The sequence below is a fragment of the Kineosporia corallincola genome (assembly GCF_018499875.1).
GTDB lineage: Bacteria > Actinomycetota > Actinomycetes > Actinomycetales > Kineosporiaceae > Kineosporia > Kineosporia corallincola.
Genome location: NZ_JAHBAY010000001.1, coordinates 515,484 through 540,852, shown reverse-complemented (window position 1 = coordinate 540,852; position 25,369 = coordinate 515,484). Strand labels below are relative to the sequence as shown.

The 25,369-nt window shown below is 72.0% G+C and carries 25 protein-coding genes; 4 read left to right on the top strand and 21 right to left on the bottom strand.

The window, feature by feature from the left end; translation table 11 throughout:
- Nucleotides 1–32: 32 nt before the first annotated feature.
- Both menE and KIH74_RS02400 read left to right on the top strand, forming a co-directional pair.
- Nucleotides 33–1,172: an o-succinylbenzoate--CoA ligase gene (gene menE, locus KIH74_RS02405; protein ID WP_214153941.1), complete on the top strand. Its 1,140-nt coding sequence runs from the start codon at nucleotides 33–35 to the stop codon at nucleotides 1,170–1,172.
- 15 nt (nucleotides 1,173–1,187) lie between these two features.
- A complete protein-coding gene (locus tag KIH74_RS02400) occupies nucleotides 1,188–2,069 on the top strand; it encodes a 1,4-dihydroxy-2-naphthoate polyprenyltransferase (RefSeq protein ID WP_214153939.1) in 882 nt (293 codons plus the stop codon).
- Nucleotides 2,070–2,076: 7 nt separating this feature from the next.
- Here KIH74_RS02400 and KIH74_RS02395 read toward each other — a convergent pair whose 3' ends face one another.
- On the bottom strand, nucleotides 2,077–2,376 hold the full coding sequence (locus KIH74_RS02395) for a DUF4229 domain-containing protein (protein WP_214153937.1): 300 nt from the start codon (nucleotides 2,374–2,376) through the stop codon (nucleotides 2,077–2,079).
- A gap of 119 nt (nucleotides 2,377–2,495) precedes the next feature.
- Between KIH74_RS02395 and KIH74_RS02390 the strand changes: the two genes are divergently transcribed.
- A complete protein-coding gene (locus KIH74_RS02390; RefSeq protein WP_214153935.1) occupies nucleotides 2,496–5,348 on the top strand; it encodes an EAL domain-containing protein in 2,853 nt (950 codons plus the stop codon).
- A gap of 12 nt (nucleotides 5,349–5,360) precedes the next feature.
- Here the strand turns inward: KIH74_RS02390 and KIH74_RS02385 are convergent, their stop codons facing one another.
- From KIH74_RS02385 to KIH74_RS02320, 14 genes are all read right to left on the bottom strand, one after another.
- Nucleotides 5,361–5,651 carry a PLDc N-terminal domain-containing protein gene (locus tag KIH74_RS02385; RefSeq protein ID WP_214153933.1) on the bottom strand — a complete coding sequence of 97 codons (291 nt, stop codon included), beginning with the start codon at nucleotides 5,649–5,651 and terminating at the stop codon, nucleotides 5,361–5,363.
- A gap of 89 nt (nucleotides 5,652–5,740) precedes the next feature.
- Nucleotides 5,741–6,754: a c-type cytochrome biogenesis protein CcsB gene (ccsB, locus tag KIH74_RS02380; protein ID WP_214153932.1), complete on the bottom strand. Its 1,014-nt coding sequence runs from the start codon at nucleotides 6,752–6,754 to the stop codon at nucleotides 5,741–5,743.
- 1 nt (nucleotide 6,755) lies between these two features.
- A complete protein-coding gene (gene resB, locus KIH74_RS02375) occupies nucleotides 6,756–8,561 on the bottom strand; it encodes a cytochrome c biogenesis protein ResB (protein WP_214153931.1) in 1,806 nt (601 codons plus the stop codon).
- On the bottom strand, nucleotides 8,561–9,298 hold the full coding sequence (locus KIH74_RS02370) for a cytochrome c biogenesis CcdA family protein (RefSeq protein WP_214153929.1): 738 nt from the start codon (nucleotides 9,296–9,298) through the stop codon (nucleotides 8,561–8,563). Before KIH74_RS02370 ends, resB begins: the two co-directional genes overlap by 1 nt.
- The gene (locus KIH74_RS02365; RefSeq protein WP_214153928.1) at nucleotides 9,295–9,870 is read right to left on the bottom strand and encodes a TlpA family protein disulfide reductase; all 576 of its coding nucleotides are present in this window, start codon (nucleotides 9,868–9,870) and stop codon (nucleotides 9,295–9,297) included. Before KIH74_RS02365 ends, KIH74_RS02370 begins: the two co-directional genes overlap by 4 nt.
- A gap of 5 nt (nucleotides 9,871–9,875) precedes the next feature.
- Nucleotides 9,876–10,541: a histidine phosphatase family protein gene (locus tag KIH74_RS02360; RefSeq protein WP_214154428.1), complete on the bottom strand. Its 666-nt coding sequence runs from the start codon at nucleotides 10,539–10,541 to the stop codon at nucleotides 9,876–9,878.
- A 128-nt stretch (nucleotides 10,542–10,669) separates the two neighbouring features.
- Nucleotides 10,670–12,004 carry a glutamate-1-semialdehyde 2,1-aminomutase gene (gene hemL / locus KIH74_RS02355; RefSeq protein ID WP_308113522.1) on the bottom strand — a complete coding sequence of 445 codons (1,335 nt, stop codon included), beginning with the start codon at nucleotides 12,002–12,004 and terminating at the stop codon, nucleotides 10,670–10,672.
- A gap of 82 nt (nucleotides 12,005–12,086) precedes the next feature.
- Nucleotides 12,087–12,293 (bottom strand): hypothetical protein, encoded by a 207-nt coding sequence (locus tag KIH74_RS02350; protein WP_214153926.1) that lies wholly within the window; start codon nucleotides 12,291–12,293, stop codon nucleotides 12,087–12,089.
- Nucleotides 12,294–12,438: 145 nt separating this feature from the next.
- Nucleotides 12,439–13,428, bottom strand: coding sequence for a porphobilinogen synthase (gene hemB, locus KIH74_RS02345; protein ID WP_214153924.1), 990 nt, complete (start codon nucleotides 13,426–13,428; stop codon nucleotides 12,439–12,441).
- Nucleotides 13,425–15,041 (bottom strand): bifunctional uroporphyrinogen-III C-methyltransferase/uroporphyrinogen-III synthase, encoded by a 1,617-nt coding sequence (locus KIH74_RS02340; RefSeq protein ID WP_214153922.1) that lies wholly within the window; start codon nucleotides 15,039–15,041, stop codon nucleotides 13,425–13,427. Before KIH74_RS02340 ends, hemB begins: the two co-directional genes overlap by 4 nt.
- On the bottom strand, nucleotides 15,038–16,051 hold the full coding sequence (gene hemC, locus KIH74_RS02335) for a hydroxymethylbilane synthase (protein ID WP_372491990.1): 1,014 nt from the start codon (nucleotides 16,049–16,051) through the stop codon (nucleotides 15,038–15,040). Before hemC ends, KIH74_RS02340 begins: the two co-directional genes overlap by 4 nt.
- A 53-nt stretch (nucleotides 16,052–16,104) precedes the next feature.
- On the bottom strand, nucleotides 16,105–17,475 hold the full coding sequence (locus tag KIH74_RS02330; RefSeq protein WP_214153919.1) for a glutamyl-tRNA reductase: 1,371 nt from the start codon (nucleotides 17,473–17,475) through the stop codon (nucleotides 16,105–16,107).
- Nucleotides 17,472–18,257 carry a redox-sensing transcriptional repressor Rex gene (locus KIH74_RS02325; RefSeq protein WP_308113521.1) on the bottom strand — a complete coding sequence of 262 codons (786 nt, stop codon included), beginning with the start codon at nucleotides 18,255–18,257 and terminating at the stop codon, nucleotides 17,472–17,474. Before KIH74_RS02325 ends, KIH74_RS02330 begins: the two co-directional genes overlap by 4 nt.
- 131 nt (nucleotides 18,258–18,388) lie before the next feature.
- A complete protein-coding gene (locus tag KIH74_RS02320) occupies nucleotides 18,389–18,676 on the bottom strand; it encodes a glutaredoxin family protein (protein ID WP_214153915.1) in 288 nt (95 codons plus the stop codon).
- 138 nt (nucleotides 18,677–18,814) lie between these two features.
- On the opposite strand from KIH74_RS02320, the gene KIH74_RS02315 reads away from it, so the two are divergent.
- Nucleotides 18,815–19,735, top strand: coding sequence for an HAD family hydrolase (locus tag KIH74_RS02315; RefSeq protein WP_214153914.1), 921 nt, complete (start codon nucleotides 18,815–18,817; stop codon nucleotides 19,733–19,735).
- On the opposite strand, the gene KIH74_RS38290 is transcribed toward KIH74_RS02315, so the two are convergent.
- From KIH74_RS38290 to proC, 6 genes are all read right to left on the bottom strand, one after another.
- A complete protein-coding gene (locus KIH74_RS38290) occupies nucleotides 19,711–20,865 on the bottom strand; it encodes a lysophospholipid acyltransferase family protein (RefSeq protein ID WP_214153912.1) in 1,155 nt (384 codons plus the stop codon). The genes KIH74_RS02315 and KIH74_RS38290 overlap by 25 nt on opposite strands.
- A 335-nt stretch (nucleotides 20,866–21,200) precedes the next feature.
- On the bottom strand, nucleotides 21,201–22,247 hold the full coding sequence (locus KIH74_RS02305; protein WP_214153911.1) for an NAD-dependent epimerase/dehydratase family protein: 1,047 nt from the start codon (nucleotides 22,245–22,247) through the stop codon (nucleotides 21,201–21,203).
- Nucleotides 22,248–22,349: 102 nt separating this feature from the next.
- Nucleotides 22,350–22,448: a 30S ribosomal protein bS22 gene (locus KIH74_RS02300; RefSeq protein WP_003792170.1), complete on the bottom strand. Its 99-nt coding sequence runs from the start codon at nucleotides 22,446–22,448 to the stop codon at nucleotides 22,350–22,352.
- Nucleotides 22,449–22,621: 173 nt separating this feature from the next.
- Nucleotides 22,622–22,852 (bottom strand): helix-turn-helix domain-containing protein, encoded by a 231-nt coding sequence (locus tag KIH74_RS02295; RefSeq protein WP_214153909.1) that lies wholly within the window; start codon nucleotides 22,850–22,852, stop codon nucleotides 22,622–22,624.
- Nucleotides 22,853–23,115: 263 nt separating this feature from the next.
- Nucleotides 23,116–24,231: an acetoin utilization protein AcuC gene (locus tag KIH74_RS02290; protein ID WP_214154426.1), complete on the bottom strand. Its 1,116-nt coding sequence runs from the start codon at nucleotides 24,229–24,231 to the stop codon at nucleotides 23,116–23,118.
- Between the two features lie 135 nt (nucleotides 24,232–24,366).
- Nucleotides 24,367–25,221: a pyrroline-5-carboxylate reductase gene (proC, locus tag KIH74_RS02285; protein WP_214153907.1), complete on the bottom strand. Its 855-nt coding sequence runs from the start codon at nucleotides 25,219–25,221 to the stop codon at nucleotides 24,367–24,369.
- Nucleotides 25,222–25,369 lie beyond the last annotated feature (148 nt).

The following is a 25,369-nucleotide window of genomic DNA, read 5'->3' as shown; positions in this document are numbered from 1 at the left end:
CAGGGCCCACGGGGGACGCCGCACAGGACGTCATGGGGGCGTCGGGCGGGCCGGTCACCCCGGTCCCGGGCCGGGTTCGGGCCACACCGGTGGACGACGAGAGGACCGGGCCCGGCACCACCGTGCTCGGGCCCGTCGAGCCGCCGGCCGACCTCCTCGGCCCGGACGACGACCCCTCGGACCCGACGGCGGTCTCGGTGCGCACGTCGGGCTCGACCGGCGTCCCCAAACGGGTTCTGCTGTCCGCCTCGGCCCTGTTCGCCTCGGCCGCGGCCACCCACGACCGGCTGGGCGGGAGCGGCCAGTGGCTGCTGGCCCTGCCCGCGCAGCACGTCGCCGGGATGCAGGTGCTGGTGCGCTCGCTGGTGGCCGGCACCACCCCGGTGGTGATGGACCTGACCGGCAGCTTCACCCCGGCCGGCTTCGCCGCCGCCACGGCCCGGCTGACCGGGCGCCGGCTCTACACCTCGCTGGTGCCGACCCAGCTCACCCGCATCCTGGACGCCGCGGACCCGGCCGCGCTGGAGGCCCTGCGCCGCTACGACGCGATCCTGGTCGGCGGCTCCGCCACCAGCCCGGCCCTGCTGGAGCGCGCGGTCGCGGCCGGGGCAAGGCCGGTGACCACCTACGGGATGAGCGAGACCGCGGGCGGCTGCGTGTACGACGGGGTGCCGCTGGACGGCGTGGACATCGCCCTCGACGAAGACACCGGCCGGATCCGGATCGGCGGGCCGGTGCTGGCCCGCGGCTACCTGGGCGATCGGGCCGCCACCGCCGGGGTGTTCGCCGGGGGCCGGTTCGTCACCAGCGACCACGGCACCTGGGACGGTCCGGTGCTGCGCGTCGGCGGCCGGCTCGACTCGATGATCATCAGCGGCGGCGTGAACATCGCCCCCGGCCCGGTGGAGGCCGCGCTGCACCGGCTGCCCGGCGTGGCCGAGGCGGTCGTGGTCGGCGTGCCGGATCCGGAGTGGGGTCAGCGGGTGGCCGCGGCGATCGTGCTCTCGCCCGGTGCGCAACCCCCTAATCTGGCCCAGGCCCGGGCACTGGTGACCGAGCTGGTCTCCGCCCGGTCCGCGCCCCGGCAGCTGACGGTGCTGGACCATCTCCCCCTGCGCGGCCCGGGCAAGCCCGACCGGGCCGCGATCACGACGATCCTGACCAGTTCGTGAAAGGAATCTGACGCAATGGCCACACCGACCCAATGGGTCGAGGGCGCACGACTGCGTACCCTCCCGCTCTCCGTGGCACCGGTTCTGGCCGGCACCGGCGCGGCGATCGGCATGGACCGTGGCTGGGGCGCCGAGCAGCTGCTCGAAGCGCTTCTCGCACTGATCCTTTCGGTGGCCCTCCAGGTGGGCGTGAACTACGCCAACGACTACTCCGACGGCATCCGCGGCACCGACGACGACCGGGTCGGCCCGTTCCGGCTGACCGGCTCGCGGGCCGCCACGCCGCAGCAGGTGAAGACCGCCGCGTTCGGCGCGTTCGGCGTCGGCGCGCTGGCCGGACTGCTGCTGGTGGTGCTGGCCGGGCAGTACTGGCTGCTCGCCGTCGGTGTGCTGTGCATCCTCGCCGCCTGGTACTACACCGGAGGCAAACACCCTTACGGCTACGCCGGTCTCGGTGAGGTCGCGGTGTTCATCTTCTTCGGCCTGGTGGCGGTGCTCGGCACCACCTACACCCAGGTCGGCACGGTCTCACTGGCCTCGATCGGTGCCGCCGTCGGCATGGGTGCGCTGGCCTGTGCCGTGCTGGTGGCCAACAACCTGCGCGACATCCCGACCGACTCGGTGAGTGGCAAGAACACCCTCGCGGTCCGGCTCGGCGACGCCAGCACGCGGGTGTTCTACGTGTTCCTGGTGGCCCTGCCGTTCGTGATCACCGTGGTGATCGCGCCGTGGAACCACTGGACGACGATCGCGCTGCTGGCCCTGCCGCTGGCCAAGGGACCGGTGGAGAGCGTCACGTCGGGTGCCGTGGGGCTGGGACTGATCCCGGCGCTGAAGGACACCGGGCGCCTGGGCCTGGTGTGGGCCCTGCTGATGGGTGTGGGCCTGGCCTTCTGAAGGCCTGCTACTCGCCCTGGGCCCGGGCCGCGTCGTCCGCCTCGTCCTCGATCTCGTCGTCGGGGCGGTCGAGCCCGGTCCGCCGGGCCTCGGCCTTGTGGTTCAGCCGCTTCTCGGTGCGGTCGGTGATGGCCTGCGTCAGCTGCTCGCGGGGGCGCGACAGGAACAGGTACGACAACGCCATCGAGATCACGGCCGCGGCCGCCAGCCACAGGATGCTGGGGTCCATGAACAGGTCCAGCACCACCAGCGCGACGACGAACAGCGCCAATCGCATCACGGTGTACTTGATCAGAGCCTGGTGCACGTCCCCCAGAGTATCCCGCCCACCTGTCTTCAAGCTGCCGCCCGGTACTGCCGAAGCAACGCGCATCAGCGTTCGCCCATCCGGGTGACCCGCGCAACCGGCGCCAGCAAGGAGACACGATGCAGCTTCTCGGGGCCGACTCCGGCGGCGATCCCCGTCCCGGCAACCACCCTCCGACGGTTCCCGCCCCCGGTTTCGGGGTCGGCGGCATGGACCTGCCCCCGGCCCCGGCCGGCCGGTGGAGCCGGATGGGCCGCGGCGCCCGGCGCGGTTCCCGGGTGCGGGCCCGGATCCGGACCACCCGGGGACGCCTGCGGCGGATCACCGGCGAGCACGGTACCGGCCGGGGCGAGCGGGTCGAGGCGAGCCTGCCGACCCCGCTCCTGACCCCGCCCCTGGCCATCCCGAACCCCCTGCGCGACCGGCCGGCCCGGCACGACCACCGCTTCGACACGCTGGCCTTCGGCACCGATCGGGGTGGCATCCCCTGGCCACGTCCGGCGGTCCGTCCGGTGCCGCGTCCGGCGGGTCCACACGAGGACGACGAAACCCCCCGCGCCCGGCGCACCGACCGTCCACAGCCGGAACCGGTTGCCACGCCGGAAGACTCGACCCCACGGCCGGACGAACCCGACGCCGAACCGGACCGCGCCACCACACCGGAGCCCGACACCGCCGAGTGGGAGCAGCCGGGCCCGATGGCGATCGACCTGTCCGACGGCCCGAAGCTGATCCACCGCCCCCGCCCGATGCCCCCCTCGGCCCCGCCCACCCTGAACCGGACCGGGGACGACGACACCGCCGAAGCTTCCTTCACCGCAACGAATCCCACCGGGCCCGGCTCCTTCCCCTTCGACCCCACCGCCTCCGGCACACGGGCCGTCTCACCCGAAGACCTCCTGACAGCCCCGGCAATCCCGAAACACCCCACGGCCACAACGGTTCCGACATCCATGGCCGTCCCCGTCAGCCTGACCGGGAGCCGGCCGGGCTCGGTCGGGTCGGTCGGGGTCGATCTGAGCCCCGTACGTCTGCAGCCCGTGCCGGAGTCCCGCCGGATCCCGGAGGCCGTGCTGGTGGTGGTGCTGTCGATGATCGCCACGGCCACGGCCTGGGCGATCGCGGCGCCGCCGGAGATCTGGCTGGCGCTCGCGGCCCTCCCCGCGGCCGGGCTGCTGGCCCTGCTGCCGATCTCGAGGTTCCTCCCGGCCATGCGGGTACTGCGGGCCACGGTGCTGTTCGGGGCCGCCGCCGCCCTGCCCGTGCTCGCCCCGGCCATGACCCCGGTGTCGCTGGTGATCGTGCTGGCCACCGTGGCCTCCTACCCGCTGCTGCTCGGGCCGGTGGCCGGTCGGCTGGTCACCGGGCTGGCGGTGCTCGCCCTGGCCGGCGCCCTGACCGGCCGGACCCTGCTCGACGGCCCGGCCCGGATCGCCCGGCTGCTGCTGCATCCCCAGGACAGTCCCCTGGTCGGCATCCAGATCGCGCTGGGCTCGGGCATTCTCGTGGCGGCACTGGTGGGAATCACCTCGACCACGGCCCGGCGCCGCCTGGTGCGCGCCGCCTCGGCCGCGCTGGCGGCCGAGCGCCGGGCCCGCGCCGAGGCGGCCGCGCTGGTCGCGTCGTCCTCGATCGACCCGGCAACCGGTCTGCCGAACCGGGACGGCCTGCTGCGGGCCGTCGCCATCACCCTCACCGAGCCCGACCCGATCACTCGCGGCAGCACCCAGCCGCCGGTCGGGCTGGTGCTCGCCGACCTGGACGGCTTCGACGCGCTGGCCGACAGCCTGGGCCCGGCCGTGGCCGACGACCTGGCCGCACAGGCCGGCCTGCGGATCGCCGACGCCTTCGGCGACCTGCTGGTCGGCCGGGTGGGCCGGGGGCAGTTCGCCCTGGTGCTCACCGACGACGTGGCCGCCCCGAACGCCGACACCTGCGCCGACGTCGCCCGCACCGTCACCCGGCTGATGCACGAGCCGGTTCTCACCTCCGGCTCGGTCACCGCCCGCGGCGGGCGGGAGTTCGGCCTGACCTGTTCGCTCGGCGGCGCGATCTCCGGGCCGGGACTGGTCACCGCCGAGGACCTGCTCCAGGCGGCGGACGAGGCGGTGCGCGCCGCACGCCGCGGCGGCCGCGGACGCTGGAGCATGTTCGACCGGGCCGAGCGCGCCCGGGCCCTGCTGCGGGCGGGTCTGGAGCAGGAGCTGCGCCAGGCCGTCCTGCGGGGCCTGATCGAGGTGGACTTCCAGCCGATGCTCGCGCTCGGCGCCGGCCTGGACGACGACGACCACATCACCGGCGCCGAGGCCCTGCCGCGCTGGCGCCGTCAGGACGGCACCACCGCGGACGCGCAGGCCTTCGTCCCACTGGCCGACGAACTGGGCCTGGGCGTCGCGCTCGGGCTCCAGACGATCAACCGGGCCCTGGCCGCGCTGGTGGTCTGGCGGCACGAGGGGGTCGGGGTCGAGCAGGTCTGGGTGGGGCTGTCACCGGCCCAGCTCGCCGATCCGGACTTCGCCCACGAAGTGGCCGCACAGCTGGCGATCCGGGGCCTGACGGCGTCGTCGCTGGTGCTCCAGGTGAACGCCGGCGAGCTGGAGGAGTCCGGCCCGGCACTGGTCACGCTGGGGATGCTGCGCTCGCTCGGGATCCCGGTGGCGCTGGCCGACTTCGGTCGCGGCGGCACCTCGCTGACGATGCTGCGCCGGCTGCCGATCGACGCGGTGAAGCTGGACGGCCGGCTGGCCGCGGAACTCGGCGAGCCGGACGAGGTGGTGCGGGCGGCCGCGCACCTGTGTCACACGCTCGGGCTGCGGGTGGTGTGCGGATCGGTCGAGACCGCCGGGCAGCTGGAGGGCGCCCGGCGCATCGGTGCCGACGTGGTGCAGGGTCAGGCCATCGCCCGGGCGATGCCGGCCCAGGACGTGACCAACCTGTTCACCCTGCGCCTGCCCCGCGCCCTCCGGCGGTGAGCGGCGTGGCCGCTACTTGTCGCCGTCGTCCGGTTTCGGGCGCCGCAGGTCGAGGCTGCGCAGGAAGTCCGGGTCGTCGTCGGGCCCGAGGGTGCGCAGCCGCCGCGGCGGCTGGTTGCCGGGAGAATCCTGACGCCCGAAGAACACCCAGACCAGCCCTCCGAGCAGCGGCAGCAGCACGATCAGCAACAGCCACAACGGTTTGGGCAGGGCGCGAACCTCGTCGTCGTTGCTGCGGAGGCAGTCGATGGCCGCGTAGACGGTGACCCCGATCGCCACGAGCACGAAGAGAACTCTGGCCATCGCCCAATCGTAGGCGTCCGAGGGCCAAACAACTAAGGACGGCGTCGAGCCCGTGCGGAGCTCGACGCCGTCCCTGGTTCTCGGGGTTCTTACTCGATGCCCGCGTAGGAGTGCAGACCGGAGAAGAAGATGTTCACGCCGAACCAGTTGAACATCAGGCAGAGGAACGCCACGCAGGCCAGGTAGGCGGCGCGCCGTCCGTCCCAGCCGCGGGTGGCGCGGGCGTGCAGGTAGGCGGCGTAGGCGACCCAGATGATGAAGCTCCAGATCTCCTTGGGGTCCCAGTTCCAGTAGCGTCCCCAGGCCTTCTCGGCCCAGATCGCCCCGGCCATCAGCGTGAACGTCCACAGCGGGAACGCCACGGCGTAGAGCCGGTACGAGGTGCGGTCGAGAACCTCGGCGGTGGGCAGCTTCTCCATGAACGCGCCGCGCGTGGGCGGCCTGCCCGCCGCGGCCAGCGCCTGCCGCCGGTCCTGCACCAGCTGGAGCACGGTGAGCGAGAACCCGATGACGAACAGGGCCGAGGCGACGAACGCCACCGACACGTGGATGACCAGCCAGGTGCTCTGGAGGGCGGGCACCAGCTGGGCGGCGTCGGTGTAGAACACCGCGACCGCCAGGCCGAGCGACAGCAGCACCGGGCCGACCACGAAGGTGCCGAGGAAGCGCAGGTCGGCGCGCCAGAGCGAGATCAGGTACACCCCGATCACGACCATCGCGCCGCTGATCGAGAACTCGTACATGTTGCCCCACGGCGCCCGGTCCACCGAGAGGCCGCGGGTGACCACGCCACCCACGTGCAGGGCGAAGGCCAGCCAGGTGACCATGATCGCCATCGCCACGGTCTGGCGCTTCTCGGTCGGCCTGTCTCCGGCCGCGAACGAGGTGGGCGGCAGCTCGCGGCCACCGGCCCCGGCCCCGCTGACCTCCGGGCCGGAGGCGCCGACCCGGGTCAGCTCCTTGTCCCGTGCGGCGGCGGTGTTCGCCACCCGGCCCCGGCCGGACAGGTCCACGGCGAAGGCGATCAGCGCGACGGCGTAGGCCGCCATCGCCGAATAGATCAGGTTGTTGCTCAGATGCGCCAGGGTCTCGTTGACGCCCACGTCAAACTCCTTCGCCGGACGGCGGTCGGTCGTCGCTCTTCGGGTCGGCCTTCTCAGGCTTCTCGGCCTCGTCGGCCTTCTCGGCCACTACAGCCTTCTCGGCCACTACGGCCTTCTCGGACGCGGCAGGCCCGTCTGCGGGCTTCTCGTCGTCCACCATTTTCTCGTCGTCGACCGCGGGCGTCTCGCCCGTCCGCTCCGGCACCGCGGTCATCAGCAGGTTACGCACCTCGTCGACGAGTTGCGTGTCTTCGGTGCGGGACAGGCCGCCGACGCTGACGACCGTGACACCCCCGGCCCCCGCGACCGCCCGGAACCAGACCCGGCGACGCCGCACGAACAGTGAGGCGGTCACGCCGAGCAGGGCCAGCAGGGCGAAGACCAGCACGTAGATCTTCGTCGGGTCGGAGCGCACGTCGAGGGCCACGTACCGGGTGACGCCGTCGAAGGTGACGGTGCCGTTGCCGCCGGGCAGTTTCACCGAGTCGCCGACCGCGATGGTCTTGGTGAACTGTTTGCCGTCCGAGTCCTGCACGGCGGTCAGGTTCGTCTGGTCGAGCTCGTACACCGACTGTCCCACGCCGTCGTCCAGGCCCAGGTCCCCGGTGAACGCGTACACCTGGAGCTTGGGGTTCTGGTCGTCGGGGAAGATCGACACCTCGGCGCCGGTGTCCGCGTCGTAGCCCGCGGTCGGCAGAAACACGGCGAACAGACCGAGCTGCTCGGGCTCCGCGTCGGGCATCTTCACCACGCCGGTCGAGGTGTAGTTCGAGTCGGTTGACAGGAACGGCACCGCCCCGGACCAGACCTCGTTGCCCTCGCCGTCGTGCACCGTGATCTCGGGCGCGTAGCCGTTGCCGACCAGGAACACCCGGGCACCGTCGACGTCGAGCGGGGAGTTGACCCGGATGGTCTTCTCCTGGGTCTTCGCCCCCGGCTCGGAGGTGTACTCGACCTTGGCCTCGAAGTCGCGGGCCGCGCCGTACTGGCTGTTCTTGATGTCTTCCTCGAACGCCGCGGTGAAGCTCTTCAGCGTGAACGAGTAGGGCGGCAGGTCGTCGGAGTCCACCGCGCGGCCGGCCTGGAAGGTGTCGTACTGCGGCAGGGTGTTCGACCAGGTGTCGCCGACCGTCACCACGGTCTGGCCGGAGTAGCTGATGAACGACCCGACGGCCATCGTGGCGAGCAGGCCGACCAGGGAGAGGTGGAAGGTCAGGTTGCCGGTCTCGCTGAGCAGGCCGCGGTCGGCCGAGACCGTCTCACCGTCGTGCGCGTGCACCCGGTAGCGCTTGCGGCGCAGCGCCTTACGCGCCGCGGCCAGCACCTCCTCCGGGCTCGCGGCGGTCTCTACCCGGGCATGCACCGGCATCCGCTCCAGCCGGCGCGGCGCCTTGGGCGGTTTCGCCCGCAGGGCCTTGAACTGCTGCTTGCCGCGCGGCATCACGCAGCCGATCAGCGAGATGAACAGCAGCAGGTAGATCGCCGAGAACCAGGGCGAGCCGTAGACGTTGAACCCGTCCACCCGGCGGATCCACGGGGTCAGGCCGGGGTGGTCGGTGGCGAACGTGGTGACCTTGGACGGGTCGATCCGGGTCTGCGGGATCAGCGAACCCGGGATCGCCGCCAGTGCCAGCAGCATGAGCAGGATCAGGGCCGTGCGCATGCTGGTCAGCTGGCGCCACATCCAGCGCAGCCAGCCGATCGGGCCGAGCTTCGGCTGCACGATCGCCGGGCGGCCACCGTCGTCGATCTGCGGCAGCTTGCCCTTCTGGCCGGGCCGCAGCTGTACGTCGTCGTCGATGCTCATCAGATCGCCAGCTCGAAACCGCCGATGAATCCCTGGCTGTGGGCGATCAGCTGCCCCCACAGGCCGGAGACCAGCAGCACGCCGATCAGCACCAGCATCGCGCCACCGAAGCGGGTGATCGCCACCCGGTGCCGGCGCAGCACGCCGAACGCCGACATCGCGCGCCGGTAGGCCAGGGCGGCCAGCAGGAACGGCAGGCCCAGCCCGACGCAGTAGGCGAAGGCCAGCAGCCCACCACGTTTCGCGTCACCGAAGCCGCTCGACATCGACACGATCGCGGTCAGCGTGGGGCCGATGCACGGGGTCCAGCCGAGGCCGAACACCACGCCCAGCAGCGGCGCCCCGAGCAGGCCGGCGGCCGGGCGGATGCTCATCCGCTTCTCCATCGACCCGAGCTTCGGCACGAACCCGGCGAACACCAGGCCGAGCACGATCACCACGGCGCCGAGCACCCGGGTGATGGTGTCGTTGTACTCCATCAGCGAGCGGCCCAGGGCCCCCGCGATCCAGCCCATCGTGACGTAGACGGCGGTGAAGCCGGCGATGAAGAGGCTGACGCCGAGCACCATCCGGCCGCGGCGCTGCTGCTCCAGGTCTTCCCCGGTGAGGCCGGTGACGTAACCCAGGTAGCCGGGCACCAGCGGCAGCACGCAGGGGGAGGCGAAGGAGACCAGCCCGGCCAGGACCGCGATCGGGACGGCCACCAGCAGCGGCCCGTTCATCACCGTGCCGGTCATGCCGCTTCCGAACTTTTCTCGACGTCTTCGACCAGGTCCATCAGCGTCACCTTGGTGACCGTGCCGACGTAGCGGCCGGCGATCCGGCCCTGCTCGTCGAGGATCAGGGTGACCGGGATGGACTGGGAGGTGACCGCACCGTTCAGGTTGAGCAGCAGGCTGCCCTCGTCGAACAGACTCGGGTAGGTGATCCCGAATTCCTTCTCGTGGGTCTTGGCACCGGTCTCGGTGTCGCGGAAGGCGATCCCGACGAAACTGGTGCTGTCGCCGAGCTCTTCGTAGGCCGCCTGGAGCGCCGGGGCCTCGGTGCGGCACGGGCCGCACCAGGAACCCCAGACGTTCATCACCAGCGGCTTACCGCGCAGGGTGGAGATGTCCAGCTTCTCGCCGTCCACCGTTGTGCCCGACATCTCGATCGGCGCCTTGCGGTCGGCGGCGGGGATGACCTGAAGGGCCCCGCCGTCGACCGAGGTGCCGTCGGACGACGAGGATCCCGAGCAGCCGGCCACCGTCAGCAGAGCCGCGACGGCCAGGGCCGCGGGCACGGCCCGGCGACGTCCTTGCGAAAACATGGACCTCAGGCTCCCGCAATTTTCTGTGCACCGGGCAGAAGGTCCCGCGACGGTTCGGTGTAGGCCACCGAGACCACCTGGTCGTCGTGGTAGGTGATCGAGGTGACGGAGGCCAGCGAGCACTCCCGCTTGCGCGGATCGTGCCAGAGGCGGCGGTTCTCGACCTTGAGCCGGGCCATCCAGATCGGCAGCTGGTGGCTCACCAGCACCGCCTCGTGGCCCTGGGCCTTGTCCCGGGCGTCCGCGGCACCGGCCAGCATGCGCGCGGCCACCTGCTCGTACGGCTCGCCCCAGGACGGCCGGAACGGGTTGCGCAGGTGCCACCAGTGCTGCGGGTGGCGCAGCGAGCCGTCGCCCACACCGAAGGTCAGGCCCTGGAAGACGCTGGTGCCCTCGGTGATTCGCGGGTCCAGGCCGACCTCCAGGCCGTGCGCGGCGGCCACCGGCGCGGCGGTCTGCTGGGCCCGCTCCATCGGGGAGCCGATCACCAGCACCACGTCGCGCGTGGCGAAGTAGCCGGCGGCCCGCTCGGCCATCCGCTCGCCCAGGTCGGACAGCCGGAAACCGGGCAGCCGGCCGTAGAAGATGCCCTGCGGGTTGTACACCTCACCGTGCCGCAGCAGGTGCACGACGGTGCGGTGGTTGGCCTCGTCGCCGGCCGGCTGGCGCACCGTGCCCGCGTTCACGGCCGGGTCGACCGGGGGCAGGTGGTCCGGTGCGGGCGGCACGTCGGGGTGGATCAGTTCCTGATTGCTGGGCGGTGTCGCGCTCTCCCCGCTGGGCGGGTGCTCCTGGCTGGTCACTGAGCCATCCTCGCAGCCTCTTTGGCCGCCGCGGGCAGCGCGGAGACCACCTGGTCCAGCACCGTGTCGTCGTGCGCCGCGGACAGGAACCAGGACTCGAACGCGCTGGGCGGCAGGTACACGCCCTGGGCCAGCATGGAGTGGAAGAACCCGGCGAACGCCGGCAGGTTCTGCTGCCGGGCCTCGTCGTAGTTCGTCACCGCGGTCAGGCCGGTGAAGAACACGCTGAACATCGAGCCGGCGGACTGAATCAGGTGCGGCACGCCCTCGGCGTTCAGCGCGTCGCGCACCGCGTAGGCCAGCTTGCCGGACTGCGCGAGCAGGTGAGCGTAGACGTCGTCGGTGCAGTTGCGCAGCGTGGCCAGGCCGGCCGCGGTGGCCACCGGGTTACCCGACAGCGTGCCGGCCTGGTACACCGGGCCGGACGGCGCCAGGTGGGCCATCACGTCGGCGCGCCCGCCGAAGGCCGCGGCCGGGAACCCACCGCCCATCACCTTGCCGAAGGTGAACAGGTCGGGTGCCCCATCGTCGCCCGAACCCAGGCCGTGCCAGCCCGCCTTCGACACCCGGAAGCCGGTCATCACCTCGTCGGAGACCAGCAGTGCGCCGTGCAGCCGGGTGAGGTCGCGCAGGGCGGTCTCGAACTCGCGGCTGGGCGGGACCACGCCCATGTTGCCGGCGGCGGCCTCGGTGATCACGGCGGCGATCTGGTCGCCGTCGGTCTCGAAGACCGTGGCCAGCGCCTCGGCGTCGTTGTACGGCAGGACGATCGTGTCGGCGGCCGCGGCACCGGTGACCCCGGGCGTGTCCGGCAGGGCGAAGGTGGCGACGCCCGATCCGGCGGCGGCCAGCAGGCTGTCGACGTGGCCGTGGTAGCAGCCCGCGAACTTCACGATCTTGCTGCGGCCGGTGAATCCGCGGGCCAGGCGGATGGCGCTCATCGTGGCCTCGGTGCCGCTGGAGACCAGGCGCACCTGCTCGACCGGCGCCACCCGGGCGACGATCTCCTCCGCGAGCGCGACCTCGCCCTCGGTCGGCGTGCCGAACGAGAACCCGTTCGCCGTAGCCGCACGGACGGCGTCCATCACCGCCGGGTGCTGGTGCCCGAGGATCATCGGACCCCAGGAGCAGACCAGGTCGACGTAACGCCGCCCGTCGGCATCGAAGAGATACGGCCCCTCACCCCGGACCATGAACCGCGGCGTGCCCCCGACGGCGCGGAAGGCACGCACCGGGGAGTTCACGCCGCCGGGTGTCACGGCGGAGGCGCGATCGAACAGCGCCTGCGAGGCGGGAGCGTCGGCCGGGTAAACCCCACTGACGTCTGTCACCAGTGCAGTGTCCCAGCTCCGGCGGTGGTGTCAGCGACTGGGGGTCTTCCGGCCCTGGGTTTTCCGGCGAATCAGCGCCGGGTCAGAGGTACAGGTCCACCCGGCCCGCACCGATCGCCTGGAGGGCCGCCATCTGCGCCGCCTGCGCCGCCACCATGGCCGCGTCGGCCGCGCGCTGCGCCAGGGCGCGGGACGCCTGGCGCTGGGCGAGCGCCTGCATGGTCTGGAGCACGTCGACGCCTCCGTTGCCCACGTAGGCGTACTGGTTGCTCACTGTTCCTACACTCATCGCCCCTCCCGGAGAACTTGCCGAACCTTGAGGATCAAGCAGGCCTCAGGATTCGGCCCGCACCCTCCCGATCGGCGGGCGGAGTAGTGCCAGGAGGGGCCGGGAGGGTGAAACCCGGCGGCCGACGGTGACGTTGGGTAGGGCCTCAGCCCTGCTCCCGGAGGGTTTTCGCCACCTCGGCGGCCCAGTAGGTGAGGATGATCGACGCGCCGGCCCGGCGGATCGACAGCAGGGACTCCAGGATCGCCCGCTCCCGGTCGATCCAGCCGTTCGCGGCGGCCGCCTCGATCATCGAGTACTCACCCGAGATCTGGTACGCCGCAACCGGAACCTCGAACCGGTCGGCCACCCGGGCGACCACGTCGAGATAGCTCATCGCCGGCTTCACCATCACCAGGTCGGCGCCCTCGGCCAGGTCGAGCTCCACCTCGCGCAGCGACTCCTGCGCGTTGGCCGGGTCTTGCTGGTAGGTGCGGCGGTCACCCTGGAGGCTGGAGTTCACCGCCTCGCGGAACGGCCCGTAGAACGCCGAGGCGTACTTGGCGGCATACGCCAGGATCGAGACGTTCTCGGCGAAACCGTTCTCGTCCAGGGCCTTCCGCACCGCGGCGACCTGACCGTCCATCATCCCGCTGGGGCCGACCATGTGGGCACCCGCCTGGGCCATCGCCACGCCCATGTCGGCGTAGCGCAGCAGCGTGGCGTCGTTGTCGACCACCCCCTCGGGGGTCAGCACGCCGCAGTGCCCGTGGTCGGTGAACTCGTCGAGGCAGAGGTCACCCATCACCACGAGATCGTCACCGACCTCCGCGCGCACGTCGGCGACGGCCAGGTTCAGGATGCCGTCCGGGTCGGTGGCACCCGACCCCACGGCGTCCTTCTGTTCCGGGACGCCGAACAGCATGATCCCGCCCAGCCCCAGCCCGGCGGCCTCGGCGGCGGCCTTGCGCAGCGAGTCGCGGGTGTGCTGGTACACACCCGGCATCGAGCTGAGCGGCTGGGGCTCGGACAGCCCTTCCCGAACGAACACCGGCAGCACGAGTTCGGCCGGGTGCAGCCGGTTCTCGGCCACCAGACGGCGCACCGCGGGGTTCACCCGCAGCCGCCGCGGCCTGCTGCTCGGGAAGCTCGTCACTTCGCGCTCCTCCTCGTGGATCCCTTGCGCTGGCTCGGGCGCAGCACCGGCTCGCCCGCCTCGTCGGCGCTCAGCCGCAATCCCGCACCGTACTCGGCGAGGGCGTCCACCAGGGCGTCCGCGCTCGGCTCGGCGGCCAGCACGTCGACCCGCAGGCCGTGCTCCTCGGCGGTCTTCGCGGTCTGCGGCCCGATGCAGGCCACCACCGTGGTGGCGTGCGGCTTGCCGGCGATGCCGACCAGGTTGCGCACGGTGGAGCTGGAGGTGAAGACGACCGCGTCGAAGTGCCCGCTCTTGATCGCCTCGCGGGTCTCGGCCGGCGGCGGGGCGGCCCGCACGGTGCGGTAGGCGGTGACGTCGTCCACCTCCCAGCCGTTCTGCTCCAGCCCGGCCACCAGGGTGTCGGTGGCGATGTCGGCGCGCGGCAGGAACACCCGGTTGATCGGGTCGAGCACCTCGTCGTAGGGCGGCCAGCACTCCAGCAGGCCGAGCGCGGACTGGTTCTCGGCCGGCATCAGGTCGGGCTCGATGCCCCAGTCGCGCAGCGCGGCGGCGGTGACCCCGCCCACGGCGGCGACCTTCAGCCCGGCGAAGGCCCGGGCGTCCAGGCCGAACTCCTCGAACTTCTCCCGCACCGCGCGCACGGCGTTGACGCTGGTGAAGCCGATCCACTCGTAGCGGCCGGTGACCAGGCCCTTGACCGCCTTCTCCATCTGGTGCGGCGTGCGCGGCGGCTCGACCGAGATGGTCGGCACCACCTGGGCGGTGGCACCGTGGTCGGCCAGCTCCTTCACGATGCCGCCCGCCTGCTGCTTGGTGCGCGGCACCAGCACGCGCCAGCCGAACAGCGGCTTGGTCTCGAACCACGACGCCTTGTCGCGCATGCCCGCGGCCTCGCCGATCACCGCGGTCATCGGCTTGTCCAGCTTGGCGGCGGCCAGCACCGGAGCCAGCTCGCCGAGCTGACAGGAGACCGAACGCTGCCGGGTGGTGGTGCCGTGGGCGGTGACCACGACCGGGGTGGACGCCTTGCGGCCCGCCTCCAGCAGGCCGTCGGCGGCACCGGCGATGTCTTCCTCCGCGCCCAGCACGACCACCGTGGTGCCCGCCGAGGCGTGCAGCTTCCAGTCCACGTCCACACCGTGCGGGTGCACCACGTGCAGGCCGTTGACCCCGGCCGGGGTCAGCGGGACCCCCGCGTAGGCGGGCACGGCCGAGGCGGCGGACACGCCCGGCACCACCTCGAACGGCAGCGACTGCTTGCGGCAGGCCTGGATCTCCTCGGCCAGCCCGGTGAACGTGGCCGGGTCGCCGTCCATCAGCCGGACCACGCGGGCACCGGCCCTGGCCGCGGTGACCACGACCTTGGCCCGGGCCGCCCGGGTCATCGGCTGGCCGTCCTCGCCGAAACCGGCGTCCAGGATCTCGACGCCGGGACGGCAGTAGCGGGCGATGACCGCCTCGCGGGGCAACTGGTCGACGACGACGACGTCCGCCTCGCCGAGCCGCTCGACGGCGCGCAGGGTGAGCAGGCCGTCATCGCCGGGGCCGGCACCGACGAAGGCCACGTAGCCGCCGGGGACCGCCTTCTTGCTGGTGATGGTCGAGGTCACGAGTCACCTTCTCTTGCCACGGCCTCGTCGGCCGCCGGCAGGGGGTCTGGTACAGGGATCAGGAGGGCGGCGCCGGCGTCGAGCATCTGCCCGGCGAGCGCACGGCCCAGGGTGGTGGCGGCCGGCTCGTCCGCCAGGGGGTCGGCCAGCGGGACCGTCGCGCTGCGGCGGATGGTCCTCTCGCCGTCGACCGAACCGGCGAACGCGGTCAGCGTCAGCGTCTGCCGGCCGTGCTCGGTCTCGATCGTGGCCAGGGCACCCACCGGGGCGGCGCAGCCCGCCTCCAGCCGGGCCAGCAGGGCCCGCTCGGCGAGCACGCAGGCGCGGGTGGGCCGGTCGTCCACCAGCCGCAGCGCCGCCAGCAGCGCCGTGGACCCCGCACCGCACTCGACCGCGAGGGCACCCTGTCCGGGGGCGGGCAGCATCTGCTCCTCGGTGAACACGTGGGTGGCCTCGGTCTGCCGGCCCAGGCGGTGCAGCCCGGCCAGCGCGAGCACCACGGCGTCGACCTCGCCCGAGGTGATCTTGGCGATCCGGGTGTCCACGTTGCCGCGGATGCCGACCACCTCGATGTCGTCGCGCAGGGCCCGCAGCTGGGCCGCGCGCCGGGGCGACCCGGTACCGATGACGCTGCCGGGCGGCAACTCGTCGAAACCCAGGTCGTCACGGGCGATCAGCACGTCGACCGGGCACTCCCGGCGCGGGACGCTGGCCAGGACCAGGCCCTCGGGCTGGGCGTTGGGCAGGTCTTTCAGCGAGTGCACGGCGAAGTCGCAGTCGCCGCGCAGCACGGCCTCGCGCAGCGCCGACACGAAAACGCCTGTGCCACCCATGCTCTGGAGCGGCCCCGGGGTGATGTCGCCCTTGGTGACCACCTCGACCAGGTCCACCCGGAACTCCCGGCCGGGCACCGCCAGCGACAGCGCGGTGACCAGGCGGTCGGCGAACCAGCGCGACTGGGTGCGGGCCAGCAGGCTGCGGCGGGTGCCCAGCCGCAGCACCGTGGGCAGACTCTCCAGCTGCTCGAGGCCGGGTGTGGTGGCGAACAGGTCGCTGAGCGTGGTCACGAGGCTCCTCCAGTACGGCCGAGCAGGGCGGAGAGGTCGGACATCGAATCCTGCTCCAGCTGGACGGCGAGCTCCACCCCCGGAAGCTCACCGGCTTTCGGCTCCGGTGCCGGCCCGAGATTGAACAGAAGTCGCAGCGCCTCCGCGTAGGTGTCGCCACCCGGCGCTGCCGCGAGTTCCTTCACCCGCACGGTGGGCTGGTGGAGCAGTTTCTCCACCACCCGGTGAACGGTCTGCTCCAGTTCGGCGAAGACGTCCGGGTCGAGGCCGTCCAGCCGACCGGACAGCCGGCCGAGCTCGGCCTCCATCACCGAGCGCGCCATCGCCCGCAGGGCCACGACGGTCGGGGCGACCTCCTTGGCCCGCTGGTCGGCGAGATACAGCGCGACCTCGTCCTCGACCATCGACCGGGCCTCGGCGAGGTCCTCGCTCAGGCCACCGGCGGTGAGGATCTGACCCAGGTGCTCCAGGTCGAACACCCGCGTGGACGGCAGGCCGGCGATCTCCGGCTGCACGTCGCGGGGCAGCGCCAGGTCGACGTACACCTGGGGCCTGCCGCCACGGGCCGCGGCGGCCCGCCCGGCGGCGTCCAGGTCGACCAGGTAGCCACCGGCCCCGGCGCAGGCGATCACCAGATCGGCGGCGGCCAGCGCGTTTTGAAGGTTCTCCAGCGGGACCGGGGTGCCGTCGACCGACTCCGCCAGCCGCCGGGCGCGGGGCAGCGTGCGGCTGCACACGGCGATCGAACCGGCCTGCGCCCGGTGCGCGGAGGCGACCGAAAGACCGCTCATCGCACCGGCACCCAGCACCAGCACGTTCAGTCCGGGCAGCGGGCCGAGCACCTCGGCGGCCTTGCGCAGCCCGGCGTCGACCAGGCTGGGCGCGGCCCGGTCGAGGGTGGTCTCGGAGTGCACGCGCTTGCCCACCCGCAGCGCGTTCTGCACCAGGTGGCCGATGGTGCGCCCGGCCGAGCCGGCCGCCTGGGCGGCGCGCAGCGCCACCCGCACCTGGCCGAGGATCTGCTGCTCGCCCACGGCCATCGAGTCCAGCCCGCAGGTGACCTGGAACAGGTGCGCGACCGCGGCGTTCTCGTAGTGCACGTAGAGGTGCTCGGTGAGTTCGGCCAGCGGCACCCCGGTGGCCTCGGCCAGCCCGGCGCCGATCTCACCGATCCCGCCGTGGAACTTGCTGACGTCCGCGTACACCTCGAGCCGGTTGCAGGTGACCAGCGCGATCGCCTCGGCGACGTGGTCGCCCCGGCACAGGCCGGCCACCAGGCCGGACGCCGCCTCGGCGGTCAGGGTGGTGCGTTCCAGCAGGGAGATCGGTGCGGTGCGGTGCGACAGCCCGACGATCATGATGCTCATCCGGCGGCCTCGGCTCTCGGCTTCCTCATGGCGGTTCCTGGTTCGGCCAGGGCACCCAGCGCCCCGGAGAGATCTTGTGGTTCGGTGGGCATCTCGCTGGTCAGCCGGCTCGCGGCACGACGCTGCTCGTGGAACGCCAGGATCTGGAGCTCGGTGGCGAGATCGACGCGGCGCACCATCACGCCGTCCGGGACGGTGAGCACGCACGGGGCGAAATTGAGGACGCCGGTCACACCGGCTGCGACCAGCCGGTCGCAGATCTCCTGCGCGGCCGGGCCCGGCGTGGCGACCACACCGATCTGGATCCCCAGCGAGGAGACCATCTGATCGAGTGATTCCAGCGGGCTGACGGTGAGGCCCGCCACAGTTTCGCCGACGACCCTGGCATCGGCGTCGACCAGAGCGGCGACGGTGAATCCCCGGGACGTGAATCCGCCGTAGTTCGCCAGCGCGTGCCCGAGATTTCCGATACCGACGATCACGACCTTCCAGTCCTGCGTCAGGCCGAGTTCACGCGAAATTTGGTAAATCAAGTACTGAACCTCGTAACCAACACCACGTGTGCCGTAGGAACCGAGGTGGGAAAAGTCTTTACGGAGCTTCGCCGAGCCGACTCCGGCGGCCGAGGCGAGTTCCTCGGACGAGACCGTCGCCACGCCGCGTTCGGCGAGGGCGGTCAGCGCCTGGAGGTAGAACGGGAGCCGGGAGACCGTTGCCTCGGGGATCCCGTCACGGGTCGCTCGACCGGAGCGGACGAGCCGTGCGGGGCGTGGTCGGGTCACAGTCGGCCGGCTCCTTCGATGGCTTTGGTACCCCTGATGAGGGACGACTGGCGCCTTGTGACCGGCGCAGTCATGCCGGTGGTTCGTTACCCAGCCTAAGCGCTTGTGAACGCACGCACAAAGTCTCGCGCTCATCGGTTACGGCGCGAGAAGAGCCCCTTACGCCGGGTGAGCGCTGTTCGCAGCCTGTCTTCGTCCACCCGCCAATAGGTGTGCTGGGCACCGTCGACGAGGATCACCGGTATCTGTTCCGCATATGCCTCCGCCAGATCCGGGTGATCCAGAATGGACACTTCCTTCCAACCCGTCCCGGTTTCATTGGCGATTTTTTCCACCACAACCCGGGCGTCGTCGCACAAATGGCACCCCGGTTTGCCGATCAGGGTGATTCGCGCCTCATCGGCGGTAACGTCTGGCACGCCCCCAACATTACGACTCCCGGGACCTGCCCAACCCGCACTCGACGTCACACAATTCGGGGTTGTTCACGTCGACTTACCGGGATGCACGCGTGGCACGGCCTGTACCCCGGCCGCCGCACGCGTAGACTCCCGCACATGTCGGACGCCGAGATCCGGATGGTGGAGAGCCACTCCCCACCGGCTCGCCCGGGCGACCCGACCGCGGCCGCCTTCTTCGACGTGGACAACACCATCGTCCGCGGGGCCTCGATCTTCCACCTGGCCAAGGGTCTCTATCACCGCGGCTTCCTCACCCCCCGCGACATCCTCAAGTTCGCCCTCCAGCAGGGCCGCTTCCTGGCTCTCGGCGAGCACCCGCACGCCCTGGCCGAGGTGCAGACGCGGGCGCTGGCGTTCATCGCCGGCCGATCGGTCGCGGAGATGCGCTCGATCGGCGAAGAGGTCTTCGAGGAAATTCTGACCAGCAAGATCTGGCCCGGCACCCTCGCCCTGGCACGTATGCACGAAGACGCGGGCCAGCGGGTCTGGCTGGTCACCGCCACCCCGATCGAGATCGCCGAGGTGATCGCCCAGCGCCTGGCGCTGACCGGCGCACTCGGCACCATCTCGGAGCACGTCGACGGGCGCTACACCGGCCAGCTGGTCGGCGCCCCGATGCACGGAGAGGCCAAGGCCGACGCGGTGGCCGCACTGGCCGAGCGCGAAGGGCTGTCGCTACGCCGCTGCGCCGCCTACTCCGACTCCTCCAACGACATCCCGCTGCTGTCGATGGTCGGCCACCCGGTGGCCATCAACCCGGACGGCCGGCTGCGCGCCCACGCCCGGGCCAACGGGTGGCAGGTGCACGACTACCGCACCACCCGGCGGGCGGCGAAGATCGGGCTGCCCGCCGCCTGCGCCGGGGTGCTGGCCGGGTTCGCCGCCGGGGCCAGCCTGGCCAACCGGCGTCAGCAGCACCTGCACCTGCCGCCGTCCTCGGGCTGGCAGCGGCCGGTCGCCGAGATCACCGGGTGGCAGCCGTCGACCGAGGGTCAGAAGAAGACCGAACGGCGCTGAACCAGCAGCGAATACAGGGTCTGCTGGATGGTCTGGCGGATCCGGTCGGTCAGGTCGAACACCAGGATCGGGTCCTCCGCCGCCTGCGTCCCCAGGTCGTGGGTGGGCACCGGGGTGCCGAACTCGATCAGCCACTTACTCGGCAGGGGCACCGCACCGAGCGGGCCCAGCAGCGGGAAGAACGGCGTCACCGGCAGATAGGGCAGGCCGAGCAGCCGGGCCAGTGACGGCACGTTCGCGATGATCGGATAGATCTCCTCGGCCCCGACGATCGAGCAGGGCACGATCGGCACCCCCGTGCGCAGGGCCGCCGACACGAATCCGCCCCGGCCGAACCGCTGGAGCTTGTAGCGCTCGGAGAAGGGTTTGCCGATGCCCTTGTAGCCCTCCGGCCAGACCCCGACCAGTTCGCCCGTCGACAGCAGTCGCTCCGCGTCCGGGGTGGCCGCCAGCGTGGCGCCGCTGCGGCGGGCCAGCCCGGCCAGCACCGGGGTCTGGAACACCAGGTCGCCGCCCAGGATGCGGAGGTGGCGCTCGCGTTCGTCGCGCACGGCCACCGCCGTCATCAGAGCATCCATCGGCACCGCACCGGAGTGGTTGGCCACGATCAGGGCCCCGCCCTCGGCCGGGATGTTCTCCGCCCCACGCACCTCCACCCGGAACCAGTGCCGGTACAGCGGGCGCAGCAGGTTCATCGGCACCGCGTCGGCGAACTCCGGGTCGAACCCGAACTCGTCCATCGCGTAGTCGCCGGCCAGCCGCGAGCGGAAGAACTCGATCACCTCGAGCAGCCGGTCCGGATGGTCGAGGTAGGCGTCGTCCGCCGTGGTGCCGGTCGAGGCGTCCCCGTTCGCCGGATCCGGGGGCGGCGCCTCGGTGATGGCCGTCAGCACCGCCTGCCCGATCTGTCCCGCGATCGAGAGCACCATCGACGCCGCCGAAGAACTGGGGACGACGGAAGGCCGCGGGATCTCGGCGTCGGGCACCCCCGGAGGCGGTTCCTCGGCGACCGGCAGCAGCGGGCTGACCCGCCGGCGGTTGCGTTCGGCCGCGGCCCGCTCGGCCCCGGCCCGCACCTGGCGCAGCGCGGCCGGATCCGGATGCACGATGTCTTCGGGACCGGCCTGCACCTGCGGGGTGCTGCCGGTGGCGACGGGAACCGGGCGCCCGGGCCGCTTCCGCCCCGGCGGGCCAGGTGCCGGTGAGTCAGGTGCCGGCTTCACCGATTTCGCTGGCGCGATCTTCTTCGCCGGCGAAGCCTCCTTCACCGGCGTGACAGCCTTCTTCGGCACCGCGCCACGTCTGGAACCGGCGGTTCGCGGCACCCGGTCTGCCCCGGCGCCTGACCGTTTCCGCCCGCCTTCCGGATCCGCAGTTCGCCCGCCCCCGGCCCGTCCCGGTCTGCCGGGTTTGCCGGATCCGCCCAGGTTCCCGGGCCCCTCCAGGTTCTCCGCGTCCCCCACGCTCACCGCACCACCCCGGCCCGCGGCCGTCGCCCGGGCCGTAATCGGGCCACCAGCTGCTGTTCCACCGCGTTCACCACCTCCGGGGAGAAGGGACCGCGCAGGCCACGGGTGCGCACGAAGTCCTGGAACGCCGTGCGGGTGCTGTAGGCCGGATCCAGACCGAGGTGCTCACGCATGCGCGTGGTGTCGAGGCAGCGGCCGAAGCGCAGGTAGCGGATCTGGTCGGCGCTGAAGTCGGCCAGACCGCCCCGGTGGTACACGCTGCCCATCAGACCGGCCAGGCGGGGCGGGACGCCGACGGTGGGCCGGCCCGCGAAACGCGCGGCCTGGCCCAGGCCGATCACGCCGTCACCGGCCACGTTGATCACCCCGCCGGCCTCGCCCAGGGTGGCCAGGCGCATCGCCTCCACCGCGTCGTCTTCGTGCAGGAATTGCAGGCGCGGGTCGAAGCCGAGCACGGACGGGACGACCGGCAGCGAGAAGTAGTCGGTCATCGAGGTGCGGATGCCCGGCCCGATGACGTTGGCCAGCCGCAACGTGACCACCTCCACGCCGGGCCGGCGGCGGCTGAAGCCCCGCACGTACTCCTCGACCTCGGCCGAGTCCTTGCCCCAGCCGCTGCGGGGCGGGTGCTTGCCGACCTGCGTCTCGGTGAACATGGCCGGATCGCGTGGGCTGCTGCCGTAGACCGCCGAGGTCGACTTCACCACCAGCCGACGCAGCGCGGGCGCCCGGTGGCAGGCGGCGAGCAGCTGCATCGTGCCGATGACATTGATCTCTTTCTGGGCGGTACGCCCCCCGGCCGAGACCGGGGTGGCGATCACGCTCATGTGCACGACGGTGTCGACGCCGGTCTGCTCGATGATCCGGCCGATCATCGGGTTGCGGATGTCAGCCCTGACGAACTCGGCCCGGCCGATGTCGTGCGGCGGGGCGATGACGTCGACGCCGATCACCCGGTCGACCCCGGGCTGCTCGGCGAGCAGCCGGGCGAACCGGCCGCCGAGATATCTGGAGACGCCTGCCACCAGCACCGATCGACCCATCAACCCACCCCCGAGTCACGCCGTCACCGGCGCCGCAAAGCACGCGCGGCGGCCAGTGGATACTGGCCGCCGGTGTGCGGTACTACGTCCGGTTCAGTGCACTTACTTCTTGTTACGACGCTGGTGACGCGTCTTGCGCAGCAGCTTGCGGTGCTTCTTCTTGGCCATCCGCTTGCGGCGCTTCTTGATGACGGAGCCCACGGGTCCTCGCAGTTCGTAGATCGGGTCGCCCGCGACACCTGCGCGGGATGGAGGTTCTCGCGGCACGGGGACACCCGCACCAGCCGTACCTGCTCCCCAGGGTAGCGCCTCGGGCGCGGTGCCCCCGGTCTCGCCTCCGTGACGCCCGGTCCGGCACCGTCGTCAAGCAGGCCTCAGGCGGTCTCGGTGGTCGCGTTGCCGCTCATGTAGGAGTGACGCAGGTACTCCTGCACCGCCCGCTCCGGGACCCGGTAGGAACGGCCCACCCGCATCGCGGCCAGCTCGCCGGCGTGCACGAGCCGGTAGACGGTCATTTTCGACACCCTCATGATCCCGGCCACCTCGGCCACGGTGAGGAAACGGACTTCAAAATCTCCCCTGGGCAGGGCACGCACGGCGGTCATCTCAGGTCTCCCCTCGGTAGGGCTGACGGTCCGAATCACGGGCGTTCGAGCCCTCTCGCGCCGGATGACGATTTCACTCCGGATACGTTCGGCAACGCCCAGTAACCAACCATAGGTGTAAGTGAGCCTGATGTGTGAATCGAGTTGCCGACTGGCCCGAATTCCCGGGTGCGTCGATCCTCCGAACTGACCGTTTTTGGCCCGCAACCCACCAGTACGGGCATCGTGTGCATCAAAGGCCGACTCCGACCCCCGGCCGGGGGTCAGTCGAAGTAGGGGTCCAGACCGTGCAACGGGAAGATCGCCTTGCGGGTGGCGAGCACCACCCGGTCGATGGCGTCGGCCGGGTCGTAGCCGGTGGACCAGGCCCGGTAGCCGGTGTCCGCGCCGTCGGTCATCCGCTGCGGCGCGGCCCGGCCGCAACGCGCGGTGACGTAGTCGCGCCAGCTGTCCGGCACGTCCGCGCCCGGGGCCACCGGACGGTGCGCGGCGATCGCGATCAGGTGCGCCCAGGCCCGCGGCACCACGTCCACCACCTCGTAGCCGCCTCCGCCGAACGCGACCCAGCGCCCGTCGCAGAACTCGTGGGCGAACTCGTGCAGGGCCTCGTACGAGGCCCGCTGGGCGTCGAGCGAGAGGGCCAGGTGGGCCAGCGGGTCGAGCACGTGCGAGTCGCAGCCCTGCTGGGTGACCAGCACCTCCGGCTCGAAGGCGCGCAGCAGCGGCGGCACCACGGAGTGGAAGGCCCGCAGCCAGCCGGCGTCGGAGGTGCCCGGCGGCAGCGCCACGTTGACCGCGGTGCCCGACGCGTGCGGACCGCCGATCTCCTCGGGAAAACCGGTGCCGGGGAACAGCACCCGGCCGTTCTCGTGCAGCGAGACGGTGAGCACCCGGGGGTCGTCCCAGAAGATCTTCTCCACGCCGTCGCCGTGGTGGACGTCCACGTCGACGTAGGCCACCCGCTGCGCGCCGGCGTCGAGCAGCGCCCGGATCGCCACCCCGACGTCGTTGTAGACGCAGAACCCGCTGGCCGCGGCCGGCATCGCGTGGTGCAGGCCGCCGGTGAAGTTCACCCCGTGCCCGGCCTGACCGGCCCAGACGGCGAGCGCGACCTCCCGGCTGGCCGCGCAGATGCGGGCGCCGGCCTCGTGCATGCCGGGGAAGGTGGGGACGTCGGTGGTGCCCAGGCCGAATCTCAGGCCGGAGGCGACCGGCCGGGTGGAGGCCCGGCGCACCGCCTCCACGTAGTCCGCGGCGTGCACGGTGAGCAGCAGTTCGTCGGGGGCCGGCTCGGCACTGACCACGCGCACGCCGGGGGCGTCGAGCAGACCCAGGGCGTCGGCCAGCCGGGCGGTGAGCTCCAGCCGGATCGGCGCCATCGGATGCTCGCCGCCGAAGTCGTAGGCGGTGAATGCCTCGTCCCAGACCAGCCTCAGCGCCTCCACGACCCCCACGGTAATCGCTGTTCCGCACCCCTGGCAGGTGCACCTGTCAGGTCGTCCGCGACGTGGTCCTCAGCCCTGCGACAGCTGTGCCGAACGGTTGCAGGCCGCCTCGATCGCCGAGACGAACGCACCCCGCACCCGCTGGTCGTCGAGCAGCCGTACCGCGGCCACCGTGGTCCCACCCGGGCTGGTCACCTGCTCCCGCAGGATGCTGGGGTGGGTGCCGGTGTCGCGCAGCATGGTCGCGGCGCCGTAGAGGGTCTGAACCACGAGCTCGGTGGACGTCGTGCGCGGCAGGCCGAGCAGCACCCCGGCCTCGATCATCGCCTCGGCCACGTAGAACACGTAGGCCGGGCCGGAGCCGCTGACCGCCGTCACCGCGTCCTGGTACGACTCGGGCACCTGGAGCACCTTGCCGGTGGCGCTGAGCAGTTCCTGCGCCCGCTCGGTGTGCTCGGGCCGGCAGTGGGTGCCCGGGCTGAGCACCGACATGCCCTGGTCCACCAGCGACGGGGTGTTCGGCATGACCCGGATCACCGGCGTGCCCTCGGGCAGCCCGCCCTCCAGGGCCGCGATCGTCTGCCCGGCCGCGAGCGAGACCACCAGCGTGCCCGGCCGGAGCGCGGGGCTGATCTCGGCCAGCAGCCCGGCCACGTCCCGCGGCTTGACCGCCACGATCACCGTGTCGCCCCAGGCGGCGGCGGAGACGTTGCCGAGCACCTCGACGCCGTGCCGCTGCCGCAGCTCGTCGGCCCGCTCCGGGCGGCGGGCGGAGACCACCACGTCGCCCGGTTCCCGTCCGCCGCGCAGCAGCCCGGCCAGAATGGTGCCGCCCATGTTGCCGGCGCCGAGGATCGCCACCCGCCCCGCGGGCGCGGGAACGGTGGCGTGCTCGGAAGCCTGTTGCGTGACCTGATCGACCATGCCCGCCATCATGCCGGGCCCACCTGGGCACCTCGGCGCGCCCCGCACCCGGGTTGTCTCACGAGAGACAAAGTCGTTCGTGAGACAACGACTCGGAGAAAGCGCCTGAGCTCAACCTGAGCTCAACTTGAGCTCAACCTGAGCTCAA